We start from the raw sequence: 20,661 nt of genomic DNA, 5'->3' as shown, positions 1-20,661 counted from the left end.
GGCAAAGGTTTACTTTGTCAGCCAGGCATTGAAGCGTTCATTGAGTTCGTCGGCATGGTCACCCCACCACTCGGCATTCATTTGTAACGCTGTCTTGAAGTTTTCCGGGGAGGTCGGCAGATGCGGTTTCATTTCCTCGCTGACCAGGGCTTGCGACGATTTACGCGTCGGGCCATAGGCGATGTATTTGCTTTGCTCAGCCAGCACCGGGGTGCTCGTGGCGAACTTGAGGAACTCCATGGCCCGCGCTTTGTTCTTGCTGCCGGCCGGCACAGCCCATACATCCATGTCGTACAGCTGACCGTCCCAGATAATCTTGAACGGTTGCTTCTCTTGGGTCTGGGCCGTCCAGATACGTCCATTCCATGCCGAGGTCATTACGACCTGGCCGTCCGCAAGCAATTGCGGCGGCTGAGCACCCGCTTCCCACCAGATCACCTGACTCTTGATCGAGTCGAGTTTGGCGAAAGCCCGCTCGATACCCGCCTCAGTTTCCAGGGTGGAATACACTTCATTACGAGGCACCCCATCGGCCAGCAGTGCCCACTCCAACGTGCCTTGAGGCGCCTTGCGCAAGCCACGCTTGCCAGGGAATTTGTTCAGGTCGAAGAAATCCTTCAGCGTTGCGGGCTGCTCACCTTTGAACGCGTTGACGTTGTAAGCGACCGCCGTCGACCAAATGATGTTGGCCACCGCACAGTCGGTGACAGCGCCGGAGATGAAGTCCACGTCAACCGGGGCGCCGCCCGTCCCTGCTTCCAGGTCCTTGCTCGGGTTGATACGTTCGAACAGCCCCGCATTGCACGCCCGAACGGCATCCGGTAATTCCATGTCGACGACGTCCCAAGTGACGTTTTTGGTATCGACTTGAGCTTTGAGCTGAGCGATGCCACCGGAGTAATCCTCCAGCGTGGTTTTCACCCCAGTTTTCTCGCTGAATGGCTTGATCGCTGCCTTGGTCTGGGCAGCCGCCAATGAGCCACCGTACGTGACAATCGTCAGATTCTCTTGCGCCATCGCAGACACACACACGAGGCTTGTTACCGCGCATATCAACATCTTTTTCATAACTGCTTCCCTAGATCTCAGATCAATTAGTGATTCCACGAACGCGGAGCGAACGACGGCGCAGGACTTCGATAGACAGCAACAGCAGGACAGACAAAATGATCAGCAACGTGGCAGCAGCGAGAATCGTGGGACTGATCTGCTCACGCATTCCGGACCACATCTGACGAGGGATGGTGCGCTGCTCGACTCCACCCAAAAACTGAACGATCACCGCCTCGTCGAACGAAGTGATAAATGCGAACAGCCCGCCTGAAATGATGCCGGGGCGAATGAGCGGAAACGTCACGTTGAAAAACGTGTAAGTCGCCGATGCGCCCATGCTGGCGGCGGCGCGGGTCAGTGAATGATCGAACCCCACGAGCGTTGCGGTGACGGTCAGAATCACGAAAGGCGTACCCAGCACAGCGTGCGACAGGATCAGCGCGAGCAGGCTCTGGCCAATCCCCAATTTGCTGTAAAAGAAGTACATGCCAGCGGCGGAAATAATCACCGGGACGATCATCGGCGAAATCAGAATGCCGGTGAGCAGGCGTTTGTACGGCAGGTCAGCGCGGCTCAGCCCAATGGATGCGAGCGTACCGAGCGCGGTAGCGATCACTGTTGCACCACACGCCACCAGGAAACTGTTCTTGATCGACAGCACCCAAAGCGGGTCGTTGATCAGCTGGTGATACCAGCGTAGGGAAAATGCTTCCGGTTTCAGGTGAAGCATGTCCGACGTGAAGCTGAAATACGGCTCGACGTTAAAGGACAACGGGATGATTACTAGAATCGGTACCACCAGAAACAGCAGCACGAGCAGGGCAAATCCGCGCACGGTGAAAAACCAGCAGCGTTCGAAAGGTCCGATGTAATTTGGAAGGCTCATGGCTCACCCCAACTTCATATTGGTAATGCCTACGAATCGGTCGTAGACCCAGTACATCAGCAGCACTACCACCAGAAGCAGGCTGGCAATTGCCGAGGCAAGACCCCAGTTCAAGGACGTCTGCATGTGATAGGCGATGAAGTTGCTGATCATTTGGCCGGTTCGGCCACCGACAAGTGCAGGCGTAATGTAGTAACCAACCGCGAGAATGAAGACCAGAATCCCCCCGGCACTGACGCCCGGCAGGGACAGCGGAAAGTAGATTTTGAAAAAAGTCCGCATGGAGCTGGCGCCCATGGAGTGCGCGGCACGGATGTAGGTCTGGTCGACACCGCGCATGACGCTGTAAAGCGGCAGCACCATGAACGGCAGCAGAATATGCGTCATGGCGATGATGGTGCCGTACAGGTTGTACATCAGATCGAGCGGCTGATTGATGATGCCGAGACTGCGAAGGACATCGTTGAAAACCCCGTTTGACTGGAGAATCACGATCCAGGCGCTGGTCCGGACCAGCAACGATGTCCAGAACGGCAGTAGCACGAGGATCATCAGCAAGTTGCTGAAGCGGTCCGGCAAGCTGGCCAGGAAGTACGCCAGCGGATAGCCCAGCAGAAAGCAGATGAAAGTGATCGCGACACTGACCGCAAGCGTCTTCAGCAGGTTGTCGACATAGATCTGCCGGCTTTCAGGCTGCAGGACGATGTCGCCGTTATCGTCGTATTGACGATCCAGCGCCGCCAGGTAATGAACTGCAGAAATCGAGGGTGCCATCACCTTGAGCTGCGACCACGTTGCGGTTTCACCCCAGCGTTTGTCGATGCTGATCATTAGCGGCTTGAATTCGGTGATCCCTGCCTGACTCTGTTTTTCCAGGCCTCTCGCCGTCTTGTTCAACAGCAGCTTCATGCCGCTTTGCACGCGGTTCAAGTCAGTCCCGACCCGGTCCAGGTTCTGCGATTTCAGTAGGGCGAGAATATCGTTGCCGAGGACTGCAAACATCTTCTCCTCAGGCAGTGCCTGCCGCTCCCAGTGCTTCAACTCGACTGCACTGTTGGGCATATAGTCCGCGAGCGTGCCGTTTTGCACGCTGCGCATCAGCATGTCGCCGATCGGCATGAGAAAGAACACGGCGATAAATGCAAGCAGTGGCAACACCAGTAGCACGGACTTGAACTTGTTCCGACGCTCGGCCTTGTCCAGGCTTTCCTTTATTGACTGGCCAACCTTCGGCTGCACAAACAGCCGATCCGCAGGCCCTTCAGACATTACAGGGCGATTCATGGAGTGATCTCCGTGTGAGCGGTGAAGAAAGTTAGATAACGGTGTTGAGCGCTCGACAGTCGTCAGCACGCCACCCTACGGTCACCAGGGCGCCGGGGGTCGGCGTCGACTGGTTGACGCCATTCACCACTTTGACGATGAAGTCATCCTGGTCCGCGACGCTTAACCGCAGACGCAGGTGGTCCCCGTGATAGATCAGCTCTTGAATTTTTGCCGGTAGCCGGTTGTCACATTGACCGTCGGCCGGATCGAGGTAGACGCGCTCTGGGCGAATCGACAAGGTGGTTTTCGTGCCACGGGCGGTACTCGCGGATTTCGCCGCAACGGCCTTCACTCGGAGGTTGCCGACTTGCACCTGGCAGTAATCACCATCGCGCTCGATGACCTCACCCGTCAGCCGGTTGTTTTCACCGATGAAGCTGGCAACGAAAGCGGTCTCGGGTTTCTCGTACAGGTCGGACGGATTGGCCAGTTGCTGAACCACACCATCGTTGAACACCGCAATGCGATCGGACATGGTCAGTGCTTCAGTCTGATCGTGGGTGACGTAAACAACGGTAATACCCAGCTGCTTGGAAAGGCGCTTGATCTCGTACTGCATTTGTTCACGCAGTTGCTTGTCGAGCGCGCCGAGCGGCTCGTCCATGAGCACCAGGCGAGGTTCAAAAATCAGCGCCCGAGCCAGGGCCACTCGTTGTTTCTGCCCACCGGACAGTTGCGCTGGCATGCGATTGCCCAGCGGGCCCATGGCGACCATGTCTAGTGACTTCTTAACTTTGCCCTGGATGTCGCTTGAAGACAGGCCGCGAACCTTGAGCGGAAAAGCCAGGTTCTCAGCAATGGTCATGTGCGGGAACAAGGCATAGTTTTGAAAGACCATGCCGATACCGCGCTTCTGTGGCGAGATATCGTTAACCGGCTGTTTGTCGATGGAGATTTCCCCGTGAGTGACGGTTTCAAAACCCGCCAACATCATCAGGCACGTTGTCTTTCCAGAGCCGGACGGCCCAAGCATGGTGATGAATTCGCCTCGCTGAATATCCAGATTGAAGTTTTTGACCACGAGGTTTTCGCCGTCGTAGCTCTTCTGCACATTGCGAAAACTCACAAAGGATTCTGTTTGCATGTGAACACCCTTCTGCAATTCTTTGATCAGCTAAGTGCGAAGCCGTCTTAAACGGCACTCACACGGTTTCTCTTGTTCGCGTAGACACAGGACAGCCATCAATCAGGCGTACGGACGCCCGTGTCTGATGGTCGACGCGGCAAACTCAAGAGGAATCTTTCGGCAGAAAAGGCTCAGGGCGAGCCCAGAATCGATAAGGTGTGATGGAGCGGCACAAAGCTGCGCCCCCGACGGGGTTGGCGACGACTTGGACCTGGCGATGCATTTTGCATTCATGGTTGTCTCCGGCGATTTTTGCGCCTGGCCCGGAGTCGGACCTCCGGGCACTGCGCGATTCAATCGACTTGTTGTTATGACGTTTCTATACCGTGCCTGACCGCCGCTAATACGGTTGCCAGGGGGTCAGCACTTGATTTTGTTCATCTCAGGGTCGTAGAACGCTCGAAGGCTTGCCTCCACCTCATAGCGCTTGGTGGCCACCTCGATCTCGTACTTGCCTTCTTTCACCCAGTCGGTCGTTGCACCTTCGGCGTTACAGACATAGCCCATGGCGACGTTGCCGCCGATGAAGTGGCCGTACATGCCAGAGGTGGTGCGGCCGACGATTTCTCCGTTCCGATAGATCGGTTCTTCGTGGTAGTTGGTGGCCTCCGGGTCGAGGAACTTGAACAGGACCATGCGCTTTTTCACGCCTTCGGCTTTCTGCTTGAGCAAGGCCTCCTTCCCGATGAAACCGCCAGCCTTGTTGAAGTCCGAGGCAAATGACAGCCCGGCTTCCAGCGGCGTGTCCTCCTCCATCACGTCGTGGCCGAAGTGGCGATAGCCCTTCTCGATACGCAGGGAGTTCAGGGCGTGATAACCACACAACTTCAAGCCGTAAGGCTCACCCGCCGCGACGATTCGGTCGAATACATCCGGGGCGAATTCAGTCGGGATGTACAGCTCCCAGCCCAACTCGCCCACGTAGGTAATCCGTGACGCTCGTACGCGGGCATAGCCGAGTTCGATCTCCCTGGACGTGGCAAACGGGAAACCTTCGTTGGAGAGGTCGTCGGTGGTCAGCGGTTGCAGCAAATTGCGGGCGTTAGGGCCCATCACGCTGATCACGGCCATCGACGAGGTGACATCGGTGTAGACCACATTCGCCTCGTCCGGCGTGTTGCGGCGCAGCCAGTTCAGTTCGCGCGTCTGCGTCCATGGACCGGTGACGATGAGGAACGACTCCTTCTCAAGTCGTGTCACGGTTAGGTCGGCCTCGATACCTCCGCGCTCATTGAGCCACTGGGTGTAGACGATCTTGCCCGGCTCGACATCGATGTTGTTGCTGCAAATGCGGTTGAGCACCGACATCGCATCGCGGCCCTGGACCAGTATCTTGGCGAAGGAGCTTTGATCAAACAGGCCGACGGTTTTGCGCACCGCGTTGTGTTCGGCTGCCGACCACTCGAACCAGTTTTGCTTGCCCCAGCTATAGCCGTATTCCGGCTTCTCACCCACCGGTGCGAAGAAGTTAGCGCGTTCCCAACCCACCACTTCGCCGTAGCAGGCATTGGCGGCCACTAGGCGGTCATGGAGGATACTTTTGCGCGCGTTACGGGCGGACTCGAACTGACGGAATGGCCAGTGCATGGCATACAACAGGCCCAAACCTTCCGTGGTGCGGTCATACAGGTACTGAGAGTTGCCCTGGAAAGGCAAATTACGCTTGATGTCGACGTCCCACAGATCCATCGGCGCGTGACCTTTGGCGATCCACTCGGCCAGCACCTTGCCGGCGCCGCCCGCTGACTGGATGCCCACCGAGTTGAAGCCCGCAGCGACAAAATAGTTACGCAACTCAGGTGCTTCGCCCAAGTGGTAGCGGTCATCGGGGGTAAAACTTTCCGGGCCGTTGAAGAACACTTGCAGGCCGGTTTTCTCCAGCGCCGGGATACGGCGAATGGCGGCTTCCAGGTAGGGCTCCAAGTGATCGAAATCAGGCGGCAACTCATCAAAACTGAAGCTGTCGGGAATGCCTTCATGGCCCCACGGTTTGGCATTGGGCTCAAAGGTGCCGATCAGCAGTTTGCCGGCGTCGGTCTTGAAGTAGTTGCAGTAGTCCAGGTCACGCAGTGTCGGCAGCATGATGCCGTTGATTTCCGGCATCGGCTCCGTGACCACGTAGTAGTGTTCTGCGGCGTGGAGGGGAATGTTGACCCCGGCTTTCTTGCCGAAATTACGCGCCCACATACCGGCGCAGTTCACCACGAACTCAGCGTCGATATCGCCTTGAGCCGTGACGACGCCAGCGGCCTTGCCATCCTTGATCTTGATGTCCAAGACCTGGGTGTTTTCAATGATTTTAGCGCCACCCATTCGAGCGCCCTTGGCGAGTGCCTGGGTGACGTCAACCGGGTTGACCACACCGTCCAGAGGCAAATACACGCCGCCGACGATGTCTTCGATGTTCAGCAGTGGCCACAGGTCAAGCGCTTGCTCAGGGTTGACCACTTCACAGGGAAAGCCACAAAGCTTGGCCATCGAAGCGCCGCGCTTGAGCTCGGTGAAACGTTCCTGGTGAGTCGCGACGCTCAAGGAGCCGTTACGCACGAAGCCAGTGGCCTGACCGGTTTCAGCTTCAAGGCCCTCGTAGAGACCAGCGCTGTACTTCGCCAGCATGCTCATGTTGTAGGTCGCGCGCAGGGTCGGCACCAGGCCGGCGGCATGCCAGGTCGTGCCGCAGGTCAGCGTCTTGCGCTCCAGCAGCACGACATCCTTGATGCCCAGTTTGGTCAGGTGGTATGCAACGCTGCACCCGATAACCCCACCACCGACGATGACGACACGAGCCGAACTCGGAACGGTATTGCTCATTTTAAAACTCCAGGGCCAGCACCCCAGGCAGGGCAACTGGCTCGACGATTGGGGGGTGCTTAAAACACGATGGTTTTATTGCCGTACACAAGCACGCGATCTTCGAGATGGTTTCGAAGCCCACGGGCCAATACGGTTTTTTCGACGTCTTTGCCTAACCGCACAAGATCATCAACAGACTGTTCGTGGCTGACGCGCGCGACGTCCTGCTCGATGATCGGCCCCTCGTCGAGGTCTTCGGTGACGTAGTGACAGGTTGCGCCAATCAGCTTTACCCCACGACGGGACGCCTGGTGATAAGGCTTTGCGCCGATGAACGAGGGCAGGAAGCTGTGATGAATGTTGATCACTTTATGGCGGTATTTTTCACACAGGTTCTGCGGAAGAATCTGCATGTAACGAGCGAGAACGATACAGTCCGCGCGGTACTCATCGATCAGTTGTTCGGTTTTGGCAAACCCCGCAGCCTTGTTGTCTTTGTCGACCGGTACGTATTCGAATGGAATGCCGTACCACTCGACCAGGCTGCGCAAATCCTCGTGGTTGGAAATCACACAGGCAATGTCACAGACCAAGTCACCGGTCTTCCAGCGATCGAGCAGATCGGTCATGCAGTGCGAGCCTTTGCTGCACATCAGCACCACACGCTTGCGCTGGTCACTGTCGACCAGACGCCAGTTCATCGACATTTCTTGTGCGAGCGGTTCGACTTTGCGTTTTAACACTTCGATGTCAAACGGCAGGGTCTCCGCGCGAACAACCATGCGACTGAAAAAGCGATTGCTCTCTTCGTCAGAGAACTGCGAGGCCTCTTCCACCCAACCACCATGACTGGCGAAAAGGCCCGCCGTGCGGGTGATGATTCCCACCCGGTCTGGACAATCGAAAGCGAATGTATAGGTACGCTTGGCGCTCATTTCAGACTCCTTAAGACAGGGCAGCTTCAAGAGCTGGAACGGCTTCGAACAAGTCGGCAACCAGGCCGTAGTCGGCGACGCGGAAAATCGGCGCCTCCTCGTCCTTGTTGATCGCGACGATGATTTTGGAATCTTTCATGCCGGCCAAATGTTGAATGGCACCCGATATGCCAACAGCGATGTACAAGTCAGGCGCCACGATCTTGCCTGTCTGGCCAACCTGCATATCGTTGGAGACGAAACCTGCATCGACGGCTGCGCGAGAGGCACCCACGGCGGCACCCAACTTGTCGGCGACCTTTTCCAGCAGGGCGAAATTTTCGCCACTGCCCATGCCACGACCGCCGGAAATAACGATCTTGGCCGAGGTCAGTTCGATCCGCTCAGAGACGCTGAAATCGGCACTCAGGAATTTGGAAAGACCGGTATCGTGAGAGACGGAAATGGACTTGATGGACGCCAATGCCCCGGTCCGTTCGGCAGCTGCAAACGCCGTGGTGCGGACGGTCAGCACCTTGACTGAGTCAGCGCTTTCAATGGTCGCCAGGGCATTACCGGCGTAGTACGGCCGAACGAATGTGTTCGAGGAAACGATTTCCACAACGTCACTGACCTGGGCGACATCCAGCAATGCAGCCACACGAGGAAGCAGATTTTTGCCATACGCCGTAGAGGCGGCAATGACATGGCCATAGGTCGAGGTCTTCACCAGCTCGGTCACCAGAGCGGCCACATTCTCCACACCTTGATCTGCATACTCGGGCGCATCTGTAATCAGTACGCAACTCACACCCGCGAATCCGGCCAACTCCTCAGCGACACTGCCCGCCTGCTGACCCGCCACCAAAACGTCGACGTCTGCCCCAAGGCTCGCCGCCGCTGAAAGCGCGTTCAAGGTGCCCGATTTAAGAGCGCCTTCGTGGTGCTCAGCAATCAATAAAACAGCCATCAGATCACCCCCGCTTCGTTCTTCAGCTTCTCGACCAGTTCTTGAACGCTACTCACACGAATGCCTGCCTTGCGCTCAGGCGGCGCCGAGACCTTGATGACTTTCAAACGAGGAGTGATATCGACACCGAGGTCGCCGGCATCAATGACCTCCAGTGGTTTTTTCTTCGCTTTCATGATGTTCGGAAGAGAGGCGTAGCGTGGCTCGTTCAGGCGTAGGTCCGCGGTGATCACTGCGGGCAACCGCAAGCTTCTGGTTTCCAGTCCACCGTCGACCTCGCGAATGACATTGACCCACTCACCGACGACGTTGATTTGCGAAGCGAAGGTGCCTTGAGCGCTGCCCATCAAGGCGGAAAGCATTTGACCGGTCTGGTTGTTATCACCATCAATGGATTGCTTACCCAGGAGAACAATGCCGGGCTCTTCACGCTGGGTGACCGTGTAGAGAAGCTTGGCAACGGCAAGGGGTTCCAGATCGCTACCTGCCTTGACCAGCACGGCTCTGTCTGCGCCCATTGCCAGTGCGGTGCGCAACTGCTCCTGGCAAGCATCAGGCCCCACCGATACAGCGATGATTTCGCTGGCCTGCCCGCTTTCCTTCAACTGAAGTGCGGCCTCCACAGCGATCTCGCAAAAGGGGTTTATCGACATTTTTACGTTGTTTAACTCAACGTCAGATTCATCCGCCTTGACGCGGACTTTGACGTTGGCGTCTACGACACGCTTCACCGCCACCAGCACCTTCATAGCAATCTCCGAATAAGTCCAAACCTCTGGAATCCGATGCTATAAGCCCCTATGGATGCTTACAAACGATCTATATGGCGCTTATAGATAAGCCTTGCTTATTCGTAGTTGCACGTCGTGGAACGGCGCTGGCAACCAAAAATGAGACTTAAAAACGATCGTTCAAAACGCTAAAGCCGTCACCACCGTTGCTTCAAATCGAATTGTTGACGCTCCCCGCTCTCTCATTCACGACTTGCCTAATCTTGTCCATCAGCGCCTGCGCCGCTGGCGATTGAAGTGCCCCGGACCTGGAGATAAGACCGATCGGTCGCGTCGTGTGGTCAAGGGCAAGCGGCAGCCGCACCAAATCACCGCAGGCCATTTCGTGTTCCAACTGATGAGCCGAAACGGCGGCGAGCATGTCTGAGCGCAACAACACCCCTCGCAGGATTGCCAGGTCGGCTGTTTCGATCACAGGGCTGGGTGCGGCGATACCGATGTGGATGAAAAATGCGTCCAGCAGCTGTCGTGCCGGAGAGCCTGCACGAGGCAGGATCCAGCGGGCGGCGCTCAAGTCGTCATAGCCTAGAGAACGCGTTAGCCAGGGATGGTCACGGCGTACCAGAATTATCATTTCTTCTTGCAGCAAGGCATCGCTATGCAAGTCACTGGCGTAGGCCGACGGGCGTAGAGCACCCAGGATGAAATCCACATCCCCCGCGCGCAGCTCCCCCGCCAACAGATCGAACGGGCTTTCGTTGGTCACGATCCGTATATGGGAGTGCTCCGAAGTCAGGCGCACTATGGCTTCGGGCAATATTCCCGCGCGTCCAAGCGGCAATGCCCCCACGTGCACGGCGCCTTGAAGGGAACCACGCAGCGCGGCGATGTCGGCGTCGATATGACGAAGTTCGTTCAGTGCTCGACGCACCCGCAACAACATCGCCTGGCATGGACGGGTCGGCAGCAAGCCATGGGGGGTGCGTTCAAATAGGCTGCAACCGCTACCTTGCTCGAGAACTTTGATGGCGGCACTGATTGCTGGCTGCGATACCCCGTGGATGCTCGCGGTAGTTTGCATATGGTGCGTCTTGCAAAGCGTCACGAAGACTTCCAGACGGCGCGTCTGAAACAGGTAAAGCGGTTCGGCGGTATGCCCCGGCATCTGTCCCAGCAACGGCACAACAGCCTGCAACTCCTCCAGGGTACGACGAGCACGGGGAAGCATCCCCTCGCCATAGTCGGTCAGACGCATACCGTTGATGTTACGCTCGAACAGCAAGACTCCGAGGCGTTTCTCCAACGCCAGGATGGCGCGCGTCACGACAGGTTGTGCGCGAAAAAGCACGGTAGACGCCTTGGATACACTGCCGTAGTCGACGACATGAAGGAACGCCCGAACCTGCATGAGATTGGGCAGTTCAAGACTGTTCATAGGCACCTATCGGGTTTTCAGGGAAGCGGTTGCACAGCATGCAGAACTTGCATCGATAAGTAAAAAGCATACCTCTTGCAACCGAACGCATTATTCATCGCCGCAACCAAGTGCGAATGTGGCCCTACCCAATAGCCGTAAGAAGAGCCCTTCAATGACTCCTACAACAAAAACCGCACTGGTCGTCAGCGCCCATTCCGCCGATTTCGTCTGGCGTGCCGGCGGTGCCATCGCATTACATGCAAGCCAGGGTTATGCCGTTCACATCGTATGCCTGTCCTACGGAGAACGAGGTGAATCGGCCAAGCTTTGGCGCAAAGGCGAGATGTCCGAAGACAAGGTCAAATCCGCCCGTCGCAGCGAGGCCGAAGCAGCGGCACAGATCCTGGGCGCCACGGTGGAATTCTTCGACATAGGCGATTACCCGATGCGGGCCGATAAAGAGACGCTATTCCGTCTGGCTGACGTGTTCCGCCGAGTGCAGCCAACGTTTGTCCTCAGCCATTCGATCAAAGACCCTTACAACTACGACCACCCGCTGGCCATGAACCTGACCCAGGAGGCGCGCATCATCGCCCAGGCAGAAGGTTACAAGCCCGGTGAAAAAATTGTCGGAGCCCCACCGGTCTACAGTTTCGAACCCCACCAACCGGAACAGTGCGAATGGCGCCCGGATGTGCTGCTGGATATCACTGAGGTCTGGGACAAGAAATATGCCGCCATCCAGTGTATGGCCGGTCAAGAGCATCTCTGGGAGTACTACACCCGTGTCGCCCTGCAGCGGGGCGTACAAGCCAAACGCAATGTCGGCATCACCTCCACCCGAAACATCGAGTACGCCGAGGGCTACCAGAGCATCTTCCCACGTGTAACGGAGAATCTGGCATGAGCGCGCTGATCGGAAAAACCGGCATCGTCGTACGAAACATTCCCCGTGCCGACAGCACGTTAATTGATGAACTGGATCGCTTCGGCGTCGCCACCGTGCATGAGGCCCAGGGCCGTAAAGGCTTGTTGGACTCTGCCATTCGCCCGATCCAGCAAAACCAGAGCACCACGGGAACGGCGGTGACCGTGTTGGTCGCACCCGGCGATAACTGGATGTTCCACGTCGCGGTCGAACAATGCCAACCCGACGACATCCTGGTAGTTGCGACGACATCGCCCTGCACCGACGGCTACTTTGGCGACTTGCTCGCCACGTCGTTGATGGCCCGAGGGGTACGTGGCCTGATCATCGATGCCGGAGTGCGGGATACTCGAACCCTCAGAGAGATGGGTTTCAAGGTATGGTCACGAGCGATTCATGCCCAAGGCACCGTCAAGGAAACGCTAGGTTCGGTGAACGTACCGATCATCTGCGCCGGCCAGTGGGTGGAGCCCGGTGACGTCGTGGTCGCGGACGACGATGGCGTGGTGATTGTCCGTCGGGAAGAGCTGCCCACGGTCCTTGAAACCAGTCGCAAGCGCGCCAGGCTCGAAGAGGAAAAACGCCTGCGCATGGCAGCCGGTGAATTAGGCCTGGATATCTACAACATGCGGCAGAAACTCGCCGATCGTGGGCTGACCTATTACGACAGCCTCAGCGATCTGCAAGGATGACCCGTATGAGCCAGACTCGTATTCCCTGCTTGATGATGCGTGGCGGCACATCCAAGGGCGCGTACTTTCTTGCCCACGACCTCCCCGCGGAAGGGCCGCTGCGTGACCAGATATTGTTGGCCGTGATGGGATCACCCGATACCCGACAAATAGACGGTATCGGCGGCGCGAACTCGTTGACCAGCAAGGTCGCGATCATTCGCCGCTCAGAGCGTCCTGACGCCGATGTCGATTACCTGTTTGCCCAGGTGCTGGTGGAACAGGCCCAGGTCGATTACGGCCAGAATTGCGGAAATATCCTGGCAGGGGTTGGACCGTTCACCATCGAACGTGGCCTGGTGAACGTCCAGGGCCCCGTTACGTCGGTACGGATTTTCATGGAGAACACCGGTCAGATCGCCATCGCCCATGTCCCCACCCCGGACGGTTCGGTCAGTTACGCAGGAGAAGCTCGCATCGACGGCGTTCCCGGCACCGGCGCCCCACTGATCATCGAATTCCAGGACATTGCCGGCTCCAGCTGCGGTGCACTGCTGCCGACCGGCAACCCAGCAGATCGTTTCGACGGTATTGATGTGACCTGCATCGATAACGGCATGCCGGTTATTTTGATTCGAGCCATCGATGTCGGTCGTAGCGGTTACGAAAGTGCCGAACAATTGGACGCTGACAGCGAGCTCAAAGCCAGGCTCGAATCCATCCGCCTGCAGGCGGGTCCATTGATGAATCTGGGGGATGTCAGTCAGCGCAGCGTACCGAAAGTATCCTTGATTGCCGCCCCTCGAGAGGGTGGCGCAATTTGCAGTCGCACTTTCATCCCCCATCGTTGCCACGCCTCGATCGGGGTGTTCGGTGCGGTGAGCGTGGCTTCCGCCTGCCAGGTTCCGGGCTCGGTCGCCAGCGGACTGGCCCAGGCAGCGCATACCGGTGACCGCGTACAAGTATCGGTAGAACATCCGACGGGAGAGTTCACGGTGGAATTGCGCCTGCAAAATGGCCAACTGGCGGGCTGTGGACTGCTGCGTACGGCCCGGTTGCTGTTCGACGGCGAGGTATGTGTCGCGCAGGGCGTCTGGCCGAATGAGGTGAAACCATGAAGCCGACTACCATCACGCTGATTGGCTTCGGCGAGGCGGGTCGTATTTTTGGCCAGGATCTTGTAGCTGCCGGCGTGACTGTATTCACCTATGACCGCCTGCACGAAGATCCTCGCACTCGCGCCGCTCTCCACGACAAGGCTCGACGCAGCGGCGTCCGTCTGTGCGACAGTTTCGCCGAAGCCATTGCACTCGCAAACTGGGTCATCTCAGCGGTCACCGCCGATGCGGCGCTGGATGTTGCTCGGACGGCAGCGGCGCTGATGAGATCCGATCAGCTGTTCATCGATATCAATTCCGTTGCTCCGTCCACCAAACGGGCTGCATTCGCCGCCATGCAGCCGCGCGGCGTCGGTTACATCGATGCCGCCGTTATGGCCCCGGTCCCGCCTCAACGCTTGAAAACACCCATTTTGGTAGGCGGTTCAGCCGCCGGGCTGGTTGCTGAGCGGCTCGGTGAGCTGGGCATGAACGTTCGCCCGGTGTCCGAAGAAGTGGGTGTCGCATCGGCAATCAAAATGTGCCGCAGCATCATGATCAAGGGGCTGGAAGCGCTGACGACCGAGTGTTTGAGCACCGCACGACAGTATCAGGCTGAGCGCGAGGTGCTGGCCTCATTACATCAGAGTTTCCCGCAGATGGGCTGGGACGGCGCGCTACCTGACTACTTGATCAGCCGCGTGGCAGAACATGGTCTGCGCCGGTCCGAAGAAATGAAAGAGGTGGCAAAAACCTCAAGCGACATGGGTGTTGTACCCAACATGAGCCAGGCCATCGTCAAGGCCCAGCGGGGCCTTGTGGACGCCATGCTGGATGCCGACCTTGATTACTCAAGTCTTGAACCGTTCGACTGGCTACGCTTGATCGATACGCTCTACGGCAGCCCCGTCTCCCGGGAAAGCGTATTGGAGGAAAAGCGTTAACATGAGCTTTTCCCCCGAGAACGGCTCATGGACTTAAAACAACTCGAATGTTTCGTACGAGTCGCCGAATTCGGAAGCTTTACCAAAGCGGCCGCGGTATTGAACATTTCCCAGTCGGTGGTCAGCCGCCAGGTTCGACAACTGGAAGTCGAATTACAGGAGCATCTGCTGCTGCGCCACGGCCGTGGCGTGTTGCTGACTGCTTCTGGCCAGCGCCTGTTCGATCACGGCAAAGGCATCTTGCGACAGGTGCAAGTCGCTCGCGAAGAGTTGCGCGAGCAACGCGACACCTTGTCCGGCAAAGTGGTGATCGGACTTCCGCCGAGCATTTCCCGACGCCATACCGTGGCCCTGGTGTCGGCTTTTCGTGAGCGATTTCCCGCGTGTTCGTTAGGTATCAAAGAGGGTTTGAGTCATTCGATGCGGGAGTGGCTATTGCTAGGTCGGCTGGATTTCGCTCTCCTGTTCAACCCCGCCCACAGTGCGCAGCTGCACTACGAACACATCCATTCCGAGCCATTGATGTTGATCGGTGCCTCCCGTTCGGAGCTGCCAGACACGGTCGCCATGAAAGACCTGGGGCGCTATCCACTGATCATTCCCAGCGAGCCCCATTCGCTGCGTCGGCTCGTCGAAACCCAGGCATCCCGCCATGACATCACCCTAGACGTCTGCCTGGAAATCGATAGCATTCCCTCACTCCTGGAGCTGATCAAGCTGGGCATGGGCTATGGCGTGTTATTCCGTTCTGCCCTCGCCACAAGCAACAGTCTGCCGGATGGCTTGGGAGCGGCGCAGATTATCGAACCCTCCATTCCTACCCACCTGTTTATTGCGACCTCGGAGCAGCGGCCGTTGACGCGTCTGGCTGAGAAGACATTGGCTATGGTCCGTGAAATCTGCATACCGTGAAGATATGCATGCAAAAACTGCATAGCTGCTAGAACTCAGACTCTGTTGTTCGACGCGTTTGCAACGACGACCATCAGTCATCGCTTTCAAACGTAGAACAATAAGGACTCACGATGAAAAGTTGCCTGGCTCCGGACTCCAACCCCAGCAAACCTATTCAAACACTGCCAGTCGGTGCCTGGGACGCGCACTGCCATGTGTTCGGCCCCGCCGCGCAGTTCCCTTATGCCGCCGACCGCAGTTACACCCCGCCTGACGCGCCCTATGAACAGTTGCGAGCCCTGCATGACCACCTGGGGTTCAGTCGCGCCGTGATCGTCCAGGCCAGCTGTCACGGCAATGACAACCGCGCGATGCTCGATGCCATTGCCCGCAGTGAAGGACGTTATCGTGGGGTGGCCATTGTCGACGGCAGCGAAACCGACGCCCAACTTGCCGAAATGGACGCTGGCGGCGTACGTGGGGTGCGTTTCAATTTTGTCGCGCACCTGGGCGGCGCACCCGACCTGGAGGTGTTTGATCGCACGGTGGAACGACTCGCCCCGCTTGGCTGGCATGTGGTGTTGCACCTGGACGCTCAGGACATTCTGACTTACGCCGAGCGCCTGGAACGCATTCCCGTGCCGTTCATCATCGATCACATGGGCCGCGTCAAGGCTCAAGACGGGATCGAACAATCGTCTTTTCTGGCCTTGCTCGATCTCATGGAAAATCCATTGGCCTGGGTCAAAGTCTGTGGCGCTGAACGGGTGTCGATCGGTCGCCGGCCCTTCGATGACGCAATCCCGTTCGCCGAGCGACTGATCCAGGCAGCCCCGGATCGAGTGCTCTGGGGAACCGATTGGCCGCACCCGAACATCAGCAAGGACATGCCTAACGACGGCGGCCTGGTGGATTTGATGTTCCGCTTCTGCACCGACCCGGTATTGCGCCAAAAGCTATTGGTAGACAACCCGCTGAAATTGTACGGACGCTGACAGCAGGACCCTTTGCCACACCTCCAACAATAAGATGGCAGCGAGTAAACCTTATGAGCCCTATCCCTGTGCCCGCGCAGGTCGAAACACCGACCAGCACTCACGTAAAAACCAAACAACCCTTTTACCGTGCGATGTATTTCCAGGTCCTGCTGGGAATCATCGCCGGTGTGCTGGTCGGTCACTTCTGGCCTGATTTCGCCGCCGACCTCAAACCGTTGGGCGATGCGTTCATCAAACTGATCAAAATGATCATCGGCCCCGTCGTTTTCTGTACGGTGGTGACCGGTATCGCTGGCATGCGTGATCTGAAAAAGGTCGGCCGTGTCGGCGGCAAGGCATTGTTGTACTTCGAAGTCATTTCAACGGTCTCACTGCTGATCGGGTTGATCGGTGGCCACTTGTTCAACCCCGGCGGCGGCTTCAACGTTGACGTCAACACGCTCGATGCCAAGGCCGTCACCGGCTTCGCGGAAAAAGCCCAGCATTTGCACATGGTCGATTTCCTCATGGGCATCATCCCTACTACCTTCTCCCAGGCCTTCACCGAGGGCAACGTGCTCTGCATCTTGCTGGTTTCGGTGTTGTTCGGTTGCGCGTTGTCAGCCATGGGAGAGAAAGGCAAGCCGGTGTACGACATCGTCGAGGGTTTGTCGGGGGTATTTTTCCGCATTGTCCACATCATCGCCAAACTGTCCGCCGTGGGTGCATTTGGTGCCATCGCGTTCACTGTCGGCACCTACGGTGTCCAGTCGCTGCTGCCACTGCTCAAACTGATTGGCAGCTTCTATTTGCTCTGCATATTTTTCATCATCGTTGTCCTTGGCAGCGTCGCCCGGTTGTGTGGTTTCAGCATTCTGCGTTTCCTTGGCTACATCAAAGAGGAACTGTTGGTGGTGCTGGGTACCAGCTCTTCAGAGGTGGTGATGCCGCAAATCATGGACAAAATGGAACGCCTGGGCTGCTCCAAGCCCGTCGTGGGCCTGGTGATTCCGACCGGATATTCCTTCAACCTGGATGGTACCAACATCTACCTGACGATGGCCGTGCTGTTCATTGCCCAGGCGTTGAACATTGACTTGAGCCTGTCACAACAGTTGACCCTGGTGATCGTGGCGATGCTGACATCCAAGGGCGCCAGTGGCGTGTCAGGCGCCGCATTCGTCATGCTGACCAGCACCTTGATGGTGATACCGGTCGTGCCCGTCGCCGGTATGGTGCTGATTCTGGGCATCCATCGCTTCATGGGCACAGGGCTGGCCATGACCAACCTCGTGGGCAACGGTGTAGCGACCTTGGTGGTTTCCGCCTGGGAAAAAGAGCTGGACCGCAAAAAGCTGGCTCAAGAGCTGGGCTGCAAGGCTTAACACCTCTCCCCTCACAACTTTCCGTCGCGTTTCTGTTCGGTCCAGTACCGAACAGCGACCCGTCGTGTCAGGAATATAATAAAAATGAACCGTAACCTCTCTATTGCATTGTTCGTACCCGGTGTCTGCTGGAGCATTTCCACGCTTGCCCAAGGCTTTATTGAAGACAGCAAGGCAACCCTGGAAGCACGCAACTTCTACTACAACGGCGACTTCCGGGATGGCGTCGGCGTGTCCAAGCGGGATGAATGGGCACAAGGTTTTTTGCTTAACTACGCGTCCGGCTTTACACAGGGCACTGTAGGATTCGGCATCGATGCCTTGGGATACGCTGGTTTTCAATTGGATTCCAGCCCAGACCGTACCGGTAGCGGCCTGTTACCACGACGCGCCTCCGGTGAAGCCGCTGACGAGTACTCAAAGGGTGGAGTGGCGGCCAAGGTCAGGTTCTCGAAAACAACCATGAACTACGGCATTGCATTGCCCAAAGTTCCGGTGCTGCAATTCAATGGCAGTCGCCTGTTTCCCCAGACGTTCCAAGGCACCCAACTCAGCTCCAGCGAGATCGAACACCTGACCGTCAATTTCGCGCAGTTCGATAAAACCGTCACGCCGGACTCTACCGATAAACGTGATATCGGTATTGCGGCCAAAGATGGGCGTTACAAGGCAACAGGTGTCGGAGACCGCTTCCGTTATGGGGGTGGCAGCTATGAACTCACGCCGACACTCACGGGAAGTTATTACTACGGTGAGTTGGACGACGTGTATCGCCAGCAATTCCTCGGACTGGTTCACACCACGCGTATTGGAAAAGGCAAAGTGACCACCGATGTACGTGCGTTCTCTAGCAGAGATATCGGCGCCGCAAAAGCGGGTGAGGTCGATAACCGGGCCTACTCCGCAGCGTTGGGCTACAACCTCGACAGCGGCCACAGCGTAATGGCCACCTACCAAGTCATGAAGGGCGCGACCGGTTTCCCTTACATCAACAACCCCTACTTGCCCAACTACGTGCAATACCACGACTTCGGTAGTGCCGGTGAGCGCAGTTGGCAAATGCGCTACGGCTACAACTTCGCGGCAATGGGTATTCCTGGCCTGACCTTTTTCACCGCTTACATCCGCGGGACAGGCTTGGACAAAACAGGCGCCGAAAAGGAATGGGAGCGCGACATCGATGTGACCTACGCTTTTCAAGACGTCCTGAAAGGCCTCTCCGTCCGCTGGCGTAACGCAACCTACCGCAGCGATGATGGTCGCGACATTGATGAAAATCGGTTGATCGCCAGTTACGCATTTTCTTTGTTTTAAATAACGCACAAAAAAAGCCCGACGCTAGCGTCGGGCAAATGTGCACCAAACAGAGAACAATTCCTTTTGGTTCAGCCAGGCTACTAGCCGTTACCCCTCATCGAATCTGGTACTTCGATGGCAAGCCGACCCACACGGCTTGACGGCTAGATTCAGGGGATCATTTTGCAAGCCAGGCATTGAAACGTTCATTCAGCTCGTCAGCATGATCACCCCACCACTGCGAATCCACCTGCAATGCTGTCGCAAAGTTATCTGGATCAGTCGGCATACTCGACTTCATATCAGCGTGGACCAGTGGCTGGGACGACTTGCGTGTAGGCCCATAAGCGATGTACTGGCTTTGGTCCGCCAGAATCTGAGTGGAGGTTGCGAAACGCAGGAAGTCCATGGCCTTGGCCATGTTGGGAGCACCAACCGGAACAGCCCACACATCGATGTCATACATCTGACCATCCCAGATGATTTTGAATGGCTGTTTTTCTTTCGTTTGTGCGGCCCAGATCCGGCCATTCCAGGCGGAGGTCATCGTGACCTGACCGTCAGCCAGCAACTGTGGAGGTTGAGCGCCAGCCTCCCACCAGATCACTTGGCTCTTGATAGAGTCGAGTTTGTGAAAAGCCCTCTCAAGCCCCTTATCAGTCTCAAGTGTTGCGTATACCTGATCACGAGGAACACCATCGGCTAACAAAGCCCATTCAAGGTTCGCCTGGGGGGCTTTACGCAGGCCACGCTTGCCAGGATATTTCTTGAGGTCAAAGAAATCAGCCAGCGTGGTTGGTGGCTGCCCTTTAAAGGCATTGGTGTTGTAGGCCACCGTCGTACTCCAGATGTAGGCACCGACCCCGCAATCATTAAGTGAACCTGGAAGAAAATCCTTCGCTGTGGAGCCATCAGGCGCGGCCTCGAGATCTTTCGCCGGGTTGATGCGGACCAGCAAACCGGCATTGCATGCCCGCACAGCATCTGGCAGTTCCATGTCGATCACATCCCAGGCAACTTTTTTAGACTCAACCTGGGCCTTGAGTTGGGCGATACCTCCCGAATAATCTTCAGTACGAATCTTGACGCCTGTTTTATCTGCATAGGGTTTGATCGCAGCCTGCTGCTGAGCCGCCGCGACACTCCCGCCATATGTGACAACCGTCAGGTTTTCTTGCGCCATTACGGCGAAGGAGGTCAAACCAGAGACGAGGACTAACGCTAATTTTTTCATGACGCTCCCGATAGATTTC

The 20,661-nt window shown here is 57.0% G+C and carries 18 protein-coding genes; 8 read left to right on the top strand and 10 right to left on the bottom strand.

What is annotated here, in order from left to right; translation table 11 throughout:
- Positions 1-9 precede the first annotated feature (9 nt).
- The 9 genes from KI235_RS11700 to KI235_RS11660 all read right to left on the bottom strand — a co-directional run bounded on the left by KI235_RS11700 (position 10) and on the right by KI235_RS11660 (position 11,234).
- Positions 10-1,068 carry an ABC transporter substrate-binding protein gene (locus KI235_RS11700; protein WP_212795745.1) on the bottom strand — a complete coding sequence of 353 codons (1,059 nt, stop codon included), beginning with the start codon at positions 1,066-1,068 and terminating at the stop codon, positions 10-12.
- A 22-nt stretch (positions 1,069-1,090) separates the two neighbouring features.
- On the bottom strand, positions 1,091-1,939 hold the full coding sequence (locus KI235_RS11695; RefSeq protein WP_058420301.1) for an ABC transporter permease: 849 nt from the start codon (positions 1,937-1,939) through the stop codon (positions 1,091-1,093).
- Between the two features lie 3 nt (positions 1,940-1,942).
- Positions 1,943-3,223 (bottom strand): ABC transporter permease, encoded by a 1,281-nt coding sequence (locus KI235_RS11690; RefSeq protein WP_212795744.1) that lies wholly within the window; start codon positions 3,221-3,223, stop codon positions 1,943-1,945.
- Positions 3,224-3,254: 31 nt separating this feature from the next.
- Entirely contained in the window at positions 3,255-4,349 is a 1,095-nt protein-coding gene (locus KI235_RS11685) for an ABC transporter ATP-binding protein (protein ID WP_060614004.1), read from the bottom strand.
- A 402-nt stretch (positions 4,350-4,751) separates the two neighbouring features.
- Complete coding sequence (locus KI235_RS11680; RefSeq protein WP_060614005.1) at positions 4,752-7,202, bottom strand: FAD-dependent oxidoreductase; 2,451 nt, start codon at positions 7,200-7,202, stop codon at positions 4,752-4,754.
- Between the two features lie 59 nt (positions 7,203-7,261).
- Positions 7,262-8,119, bottom strand: coding sequence for a formyltetrahydrofolate deformylase (gene purU / locus KI235_RS11675; RefSeq protein ID WP_046035443.1), 858 nt, complete (start codon positions 8,117-8,119; stop codon positions 7,262-7,264).
- Positions 8,120-8,129: 10 nt separating this feature from the next.
- A complete protein-coding gene (locus tag KI235_RS11670) occupies positions 8,130-9,068 on the bottom strand; it encodes an FAD-binding protein (protein WP_060614006.1) in 939 nt (312 codons plus the stop codon).
- Positions 9,068-9,817 carry an electron transfer flavoprotein subunit beta/FixA family protein gene (locus KI235_RS11665; RefSeq protein ID WP_060614007.1) on the bottom strand — a complete coding sequence of 250 codons (750 nt, stop codon included), beginning with the start codon at positions 9,815-9,817 and terminating at the stop codon, positions 9,068-9,070. The genes KI235_RS11670 and KI235_RS11665 overlap by 1 nt, the downstream gene beginning before the upstream one ends.
- Before the next feature lie 193 nt (positions 9,818-10,010).
- Entirely contained in the window at positions 10,011-11,234 is a 1,224-nt protein-coding gene (locus KI235_RS11660; RefSeq protein ID WP_060614008.1) for a LysR family transcriptional regulator, read from the bottom strand.
- Between the two features lie 154 nt (positions 11,235-11,388).
- Here KI235_RS11660 and galB point away from each other — a divergent pair, with 154 nt between their 5' ends.
- From galB to KI235_RS11620, 8 genes are all read left to right on the top strand, one after another.
- Complete coding sequence (gene galB, locus KI235_RS11655) at positions 11,389-12,123, top strand: 4-oxalmesaconate hydratase (RefSeq protein WP_060614009.1); 735 nt, start codon at positions 11,389-11,391, stop codon at positions 12,121-12,123.
- Entirely contained in the window at positions 12,120-12,836 is a 717-nt protein-coding gene (locus tag KI235_RS11650) for a 4-carboxy-4-hydroxy-2-oxoadipate aldolase/oxaloacetate decarboxylase (RefSeq protein WP_060614010.1), read from the top strand. Before galB ends, KI235_RS11650 begins: the two co-directional genes overlap by 4 nt.
- A gap of 5 nt (positions 12,837-12,841) precedes the next feature.
- Positions 12,842-13,933: a 4-oxalomesaconate tautomerase gene (locus KI235_RS11645; RefSeq protein ID WP_212795743.1), complete on the top strand. Its 1,092-nt coding sequence runs from the start codon at positions 12,842-12,844 to the stop codon at positions 13,931-13,933.
- On the top strand, positions 13,930-14,856 hold the full coding sequence (locus KI235_RS11640; protein ID WP_212795742.1) for an NAD(P)-dependent oxidoreductase: 927 nt from the start codon (positions 13,930-13,932) through the stop codon (positions 14,854-14,856). Before KI235_RS11645 ends, KI235_RS11640 begins: the two co-directional genes overlap by 4 nt.
- A 27-nt stretch (positions 14,857-14,883) precedes the next feature.
- Positions 14,884-15,768 carry a LysR substrate-binding domain-containing protein gene (locus KI235_RS11635; RefSeq protein ID WP_212795741.1) on the top strand — a complete coding sequence of 295 codons (885 nt, stop codon included), beginning with the start codon at positions 14,884-14,886 and terminating at the stop codon, positions 15,766-15,768.
- A gap of 113 nt (positions 15,769-15,881) precedes the next feature.
- Positions 15,882-16,745, top strand: a complete 864-nt coding sequence (locus KI235_RS11630; RefSeq protein ID WP_060614014.1) for an amidohydrolase family protein — start codon at positions 15,882-15,884, stop codon at positions 16,743-16,745.
- A 53-nt stretch (positions 16,746-16,798) separates the two neighbouring features.
- Positions 16,799-18,112 carry a dicarboxylate/amino acid:cation symporter gene (locus KI235_RS11625; RefSeq protein ID WP_044059285.1) on the top strand — a complete coding sequence of 438 codons (1,314 nt, stop codon included), beginning with the start codon at positions 16,799-16,801 and terminating at the stop codon, positions 18,110-18,112.
- Between the two features lie 84 nt (positions 18,113-18,196).
- A complete protein-coding gene (locus tag KI235_RS11620; RefSeq protein ID WP_212795740.1) occupies positions 18,197-19,426 on the top strand; it encodes an OprD family porin in 1,230 nt (409 codons plus the stop codon).
- 160 nt (positions 19,427-19,586) lie between these two features.
- On the opposite strand, the gene KI235_RS11615 is transcribed toward KI235_RS11620, so the two are convergent.
- Positions 19,587-20,642: an ABC transporter substrate-binding protein gene (locus KI235_RS11615; protein ID WP_060614016.1), complete on the bottom strand. Its 1,056-nt coding sequence runs from the start codon at positions 20,640-20,642 to the stop codon at positions 19,587-19,589.
- Positions 20,643-20,661: the final 19 nt, after the last annotated feature.

Source organism: Pseudomonas sp. St386 (assembly GCF_018325865.1).
Lineage (GTDB): Bacteria > Pseudomonadota > Gammaproteobacteria > Pseudomonadales > Pseudomonadaceae > Aquipseudomonas > Aquipseudomonas brassicacearum.
This window is presented reverse-complemented; position numbering and strand designations above follow the sequence as displayed.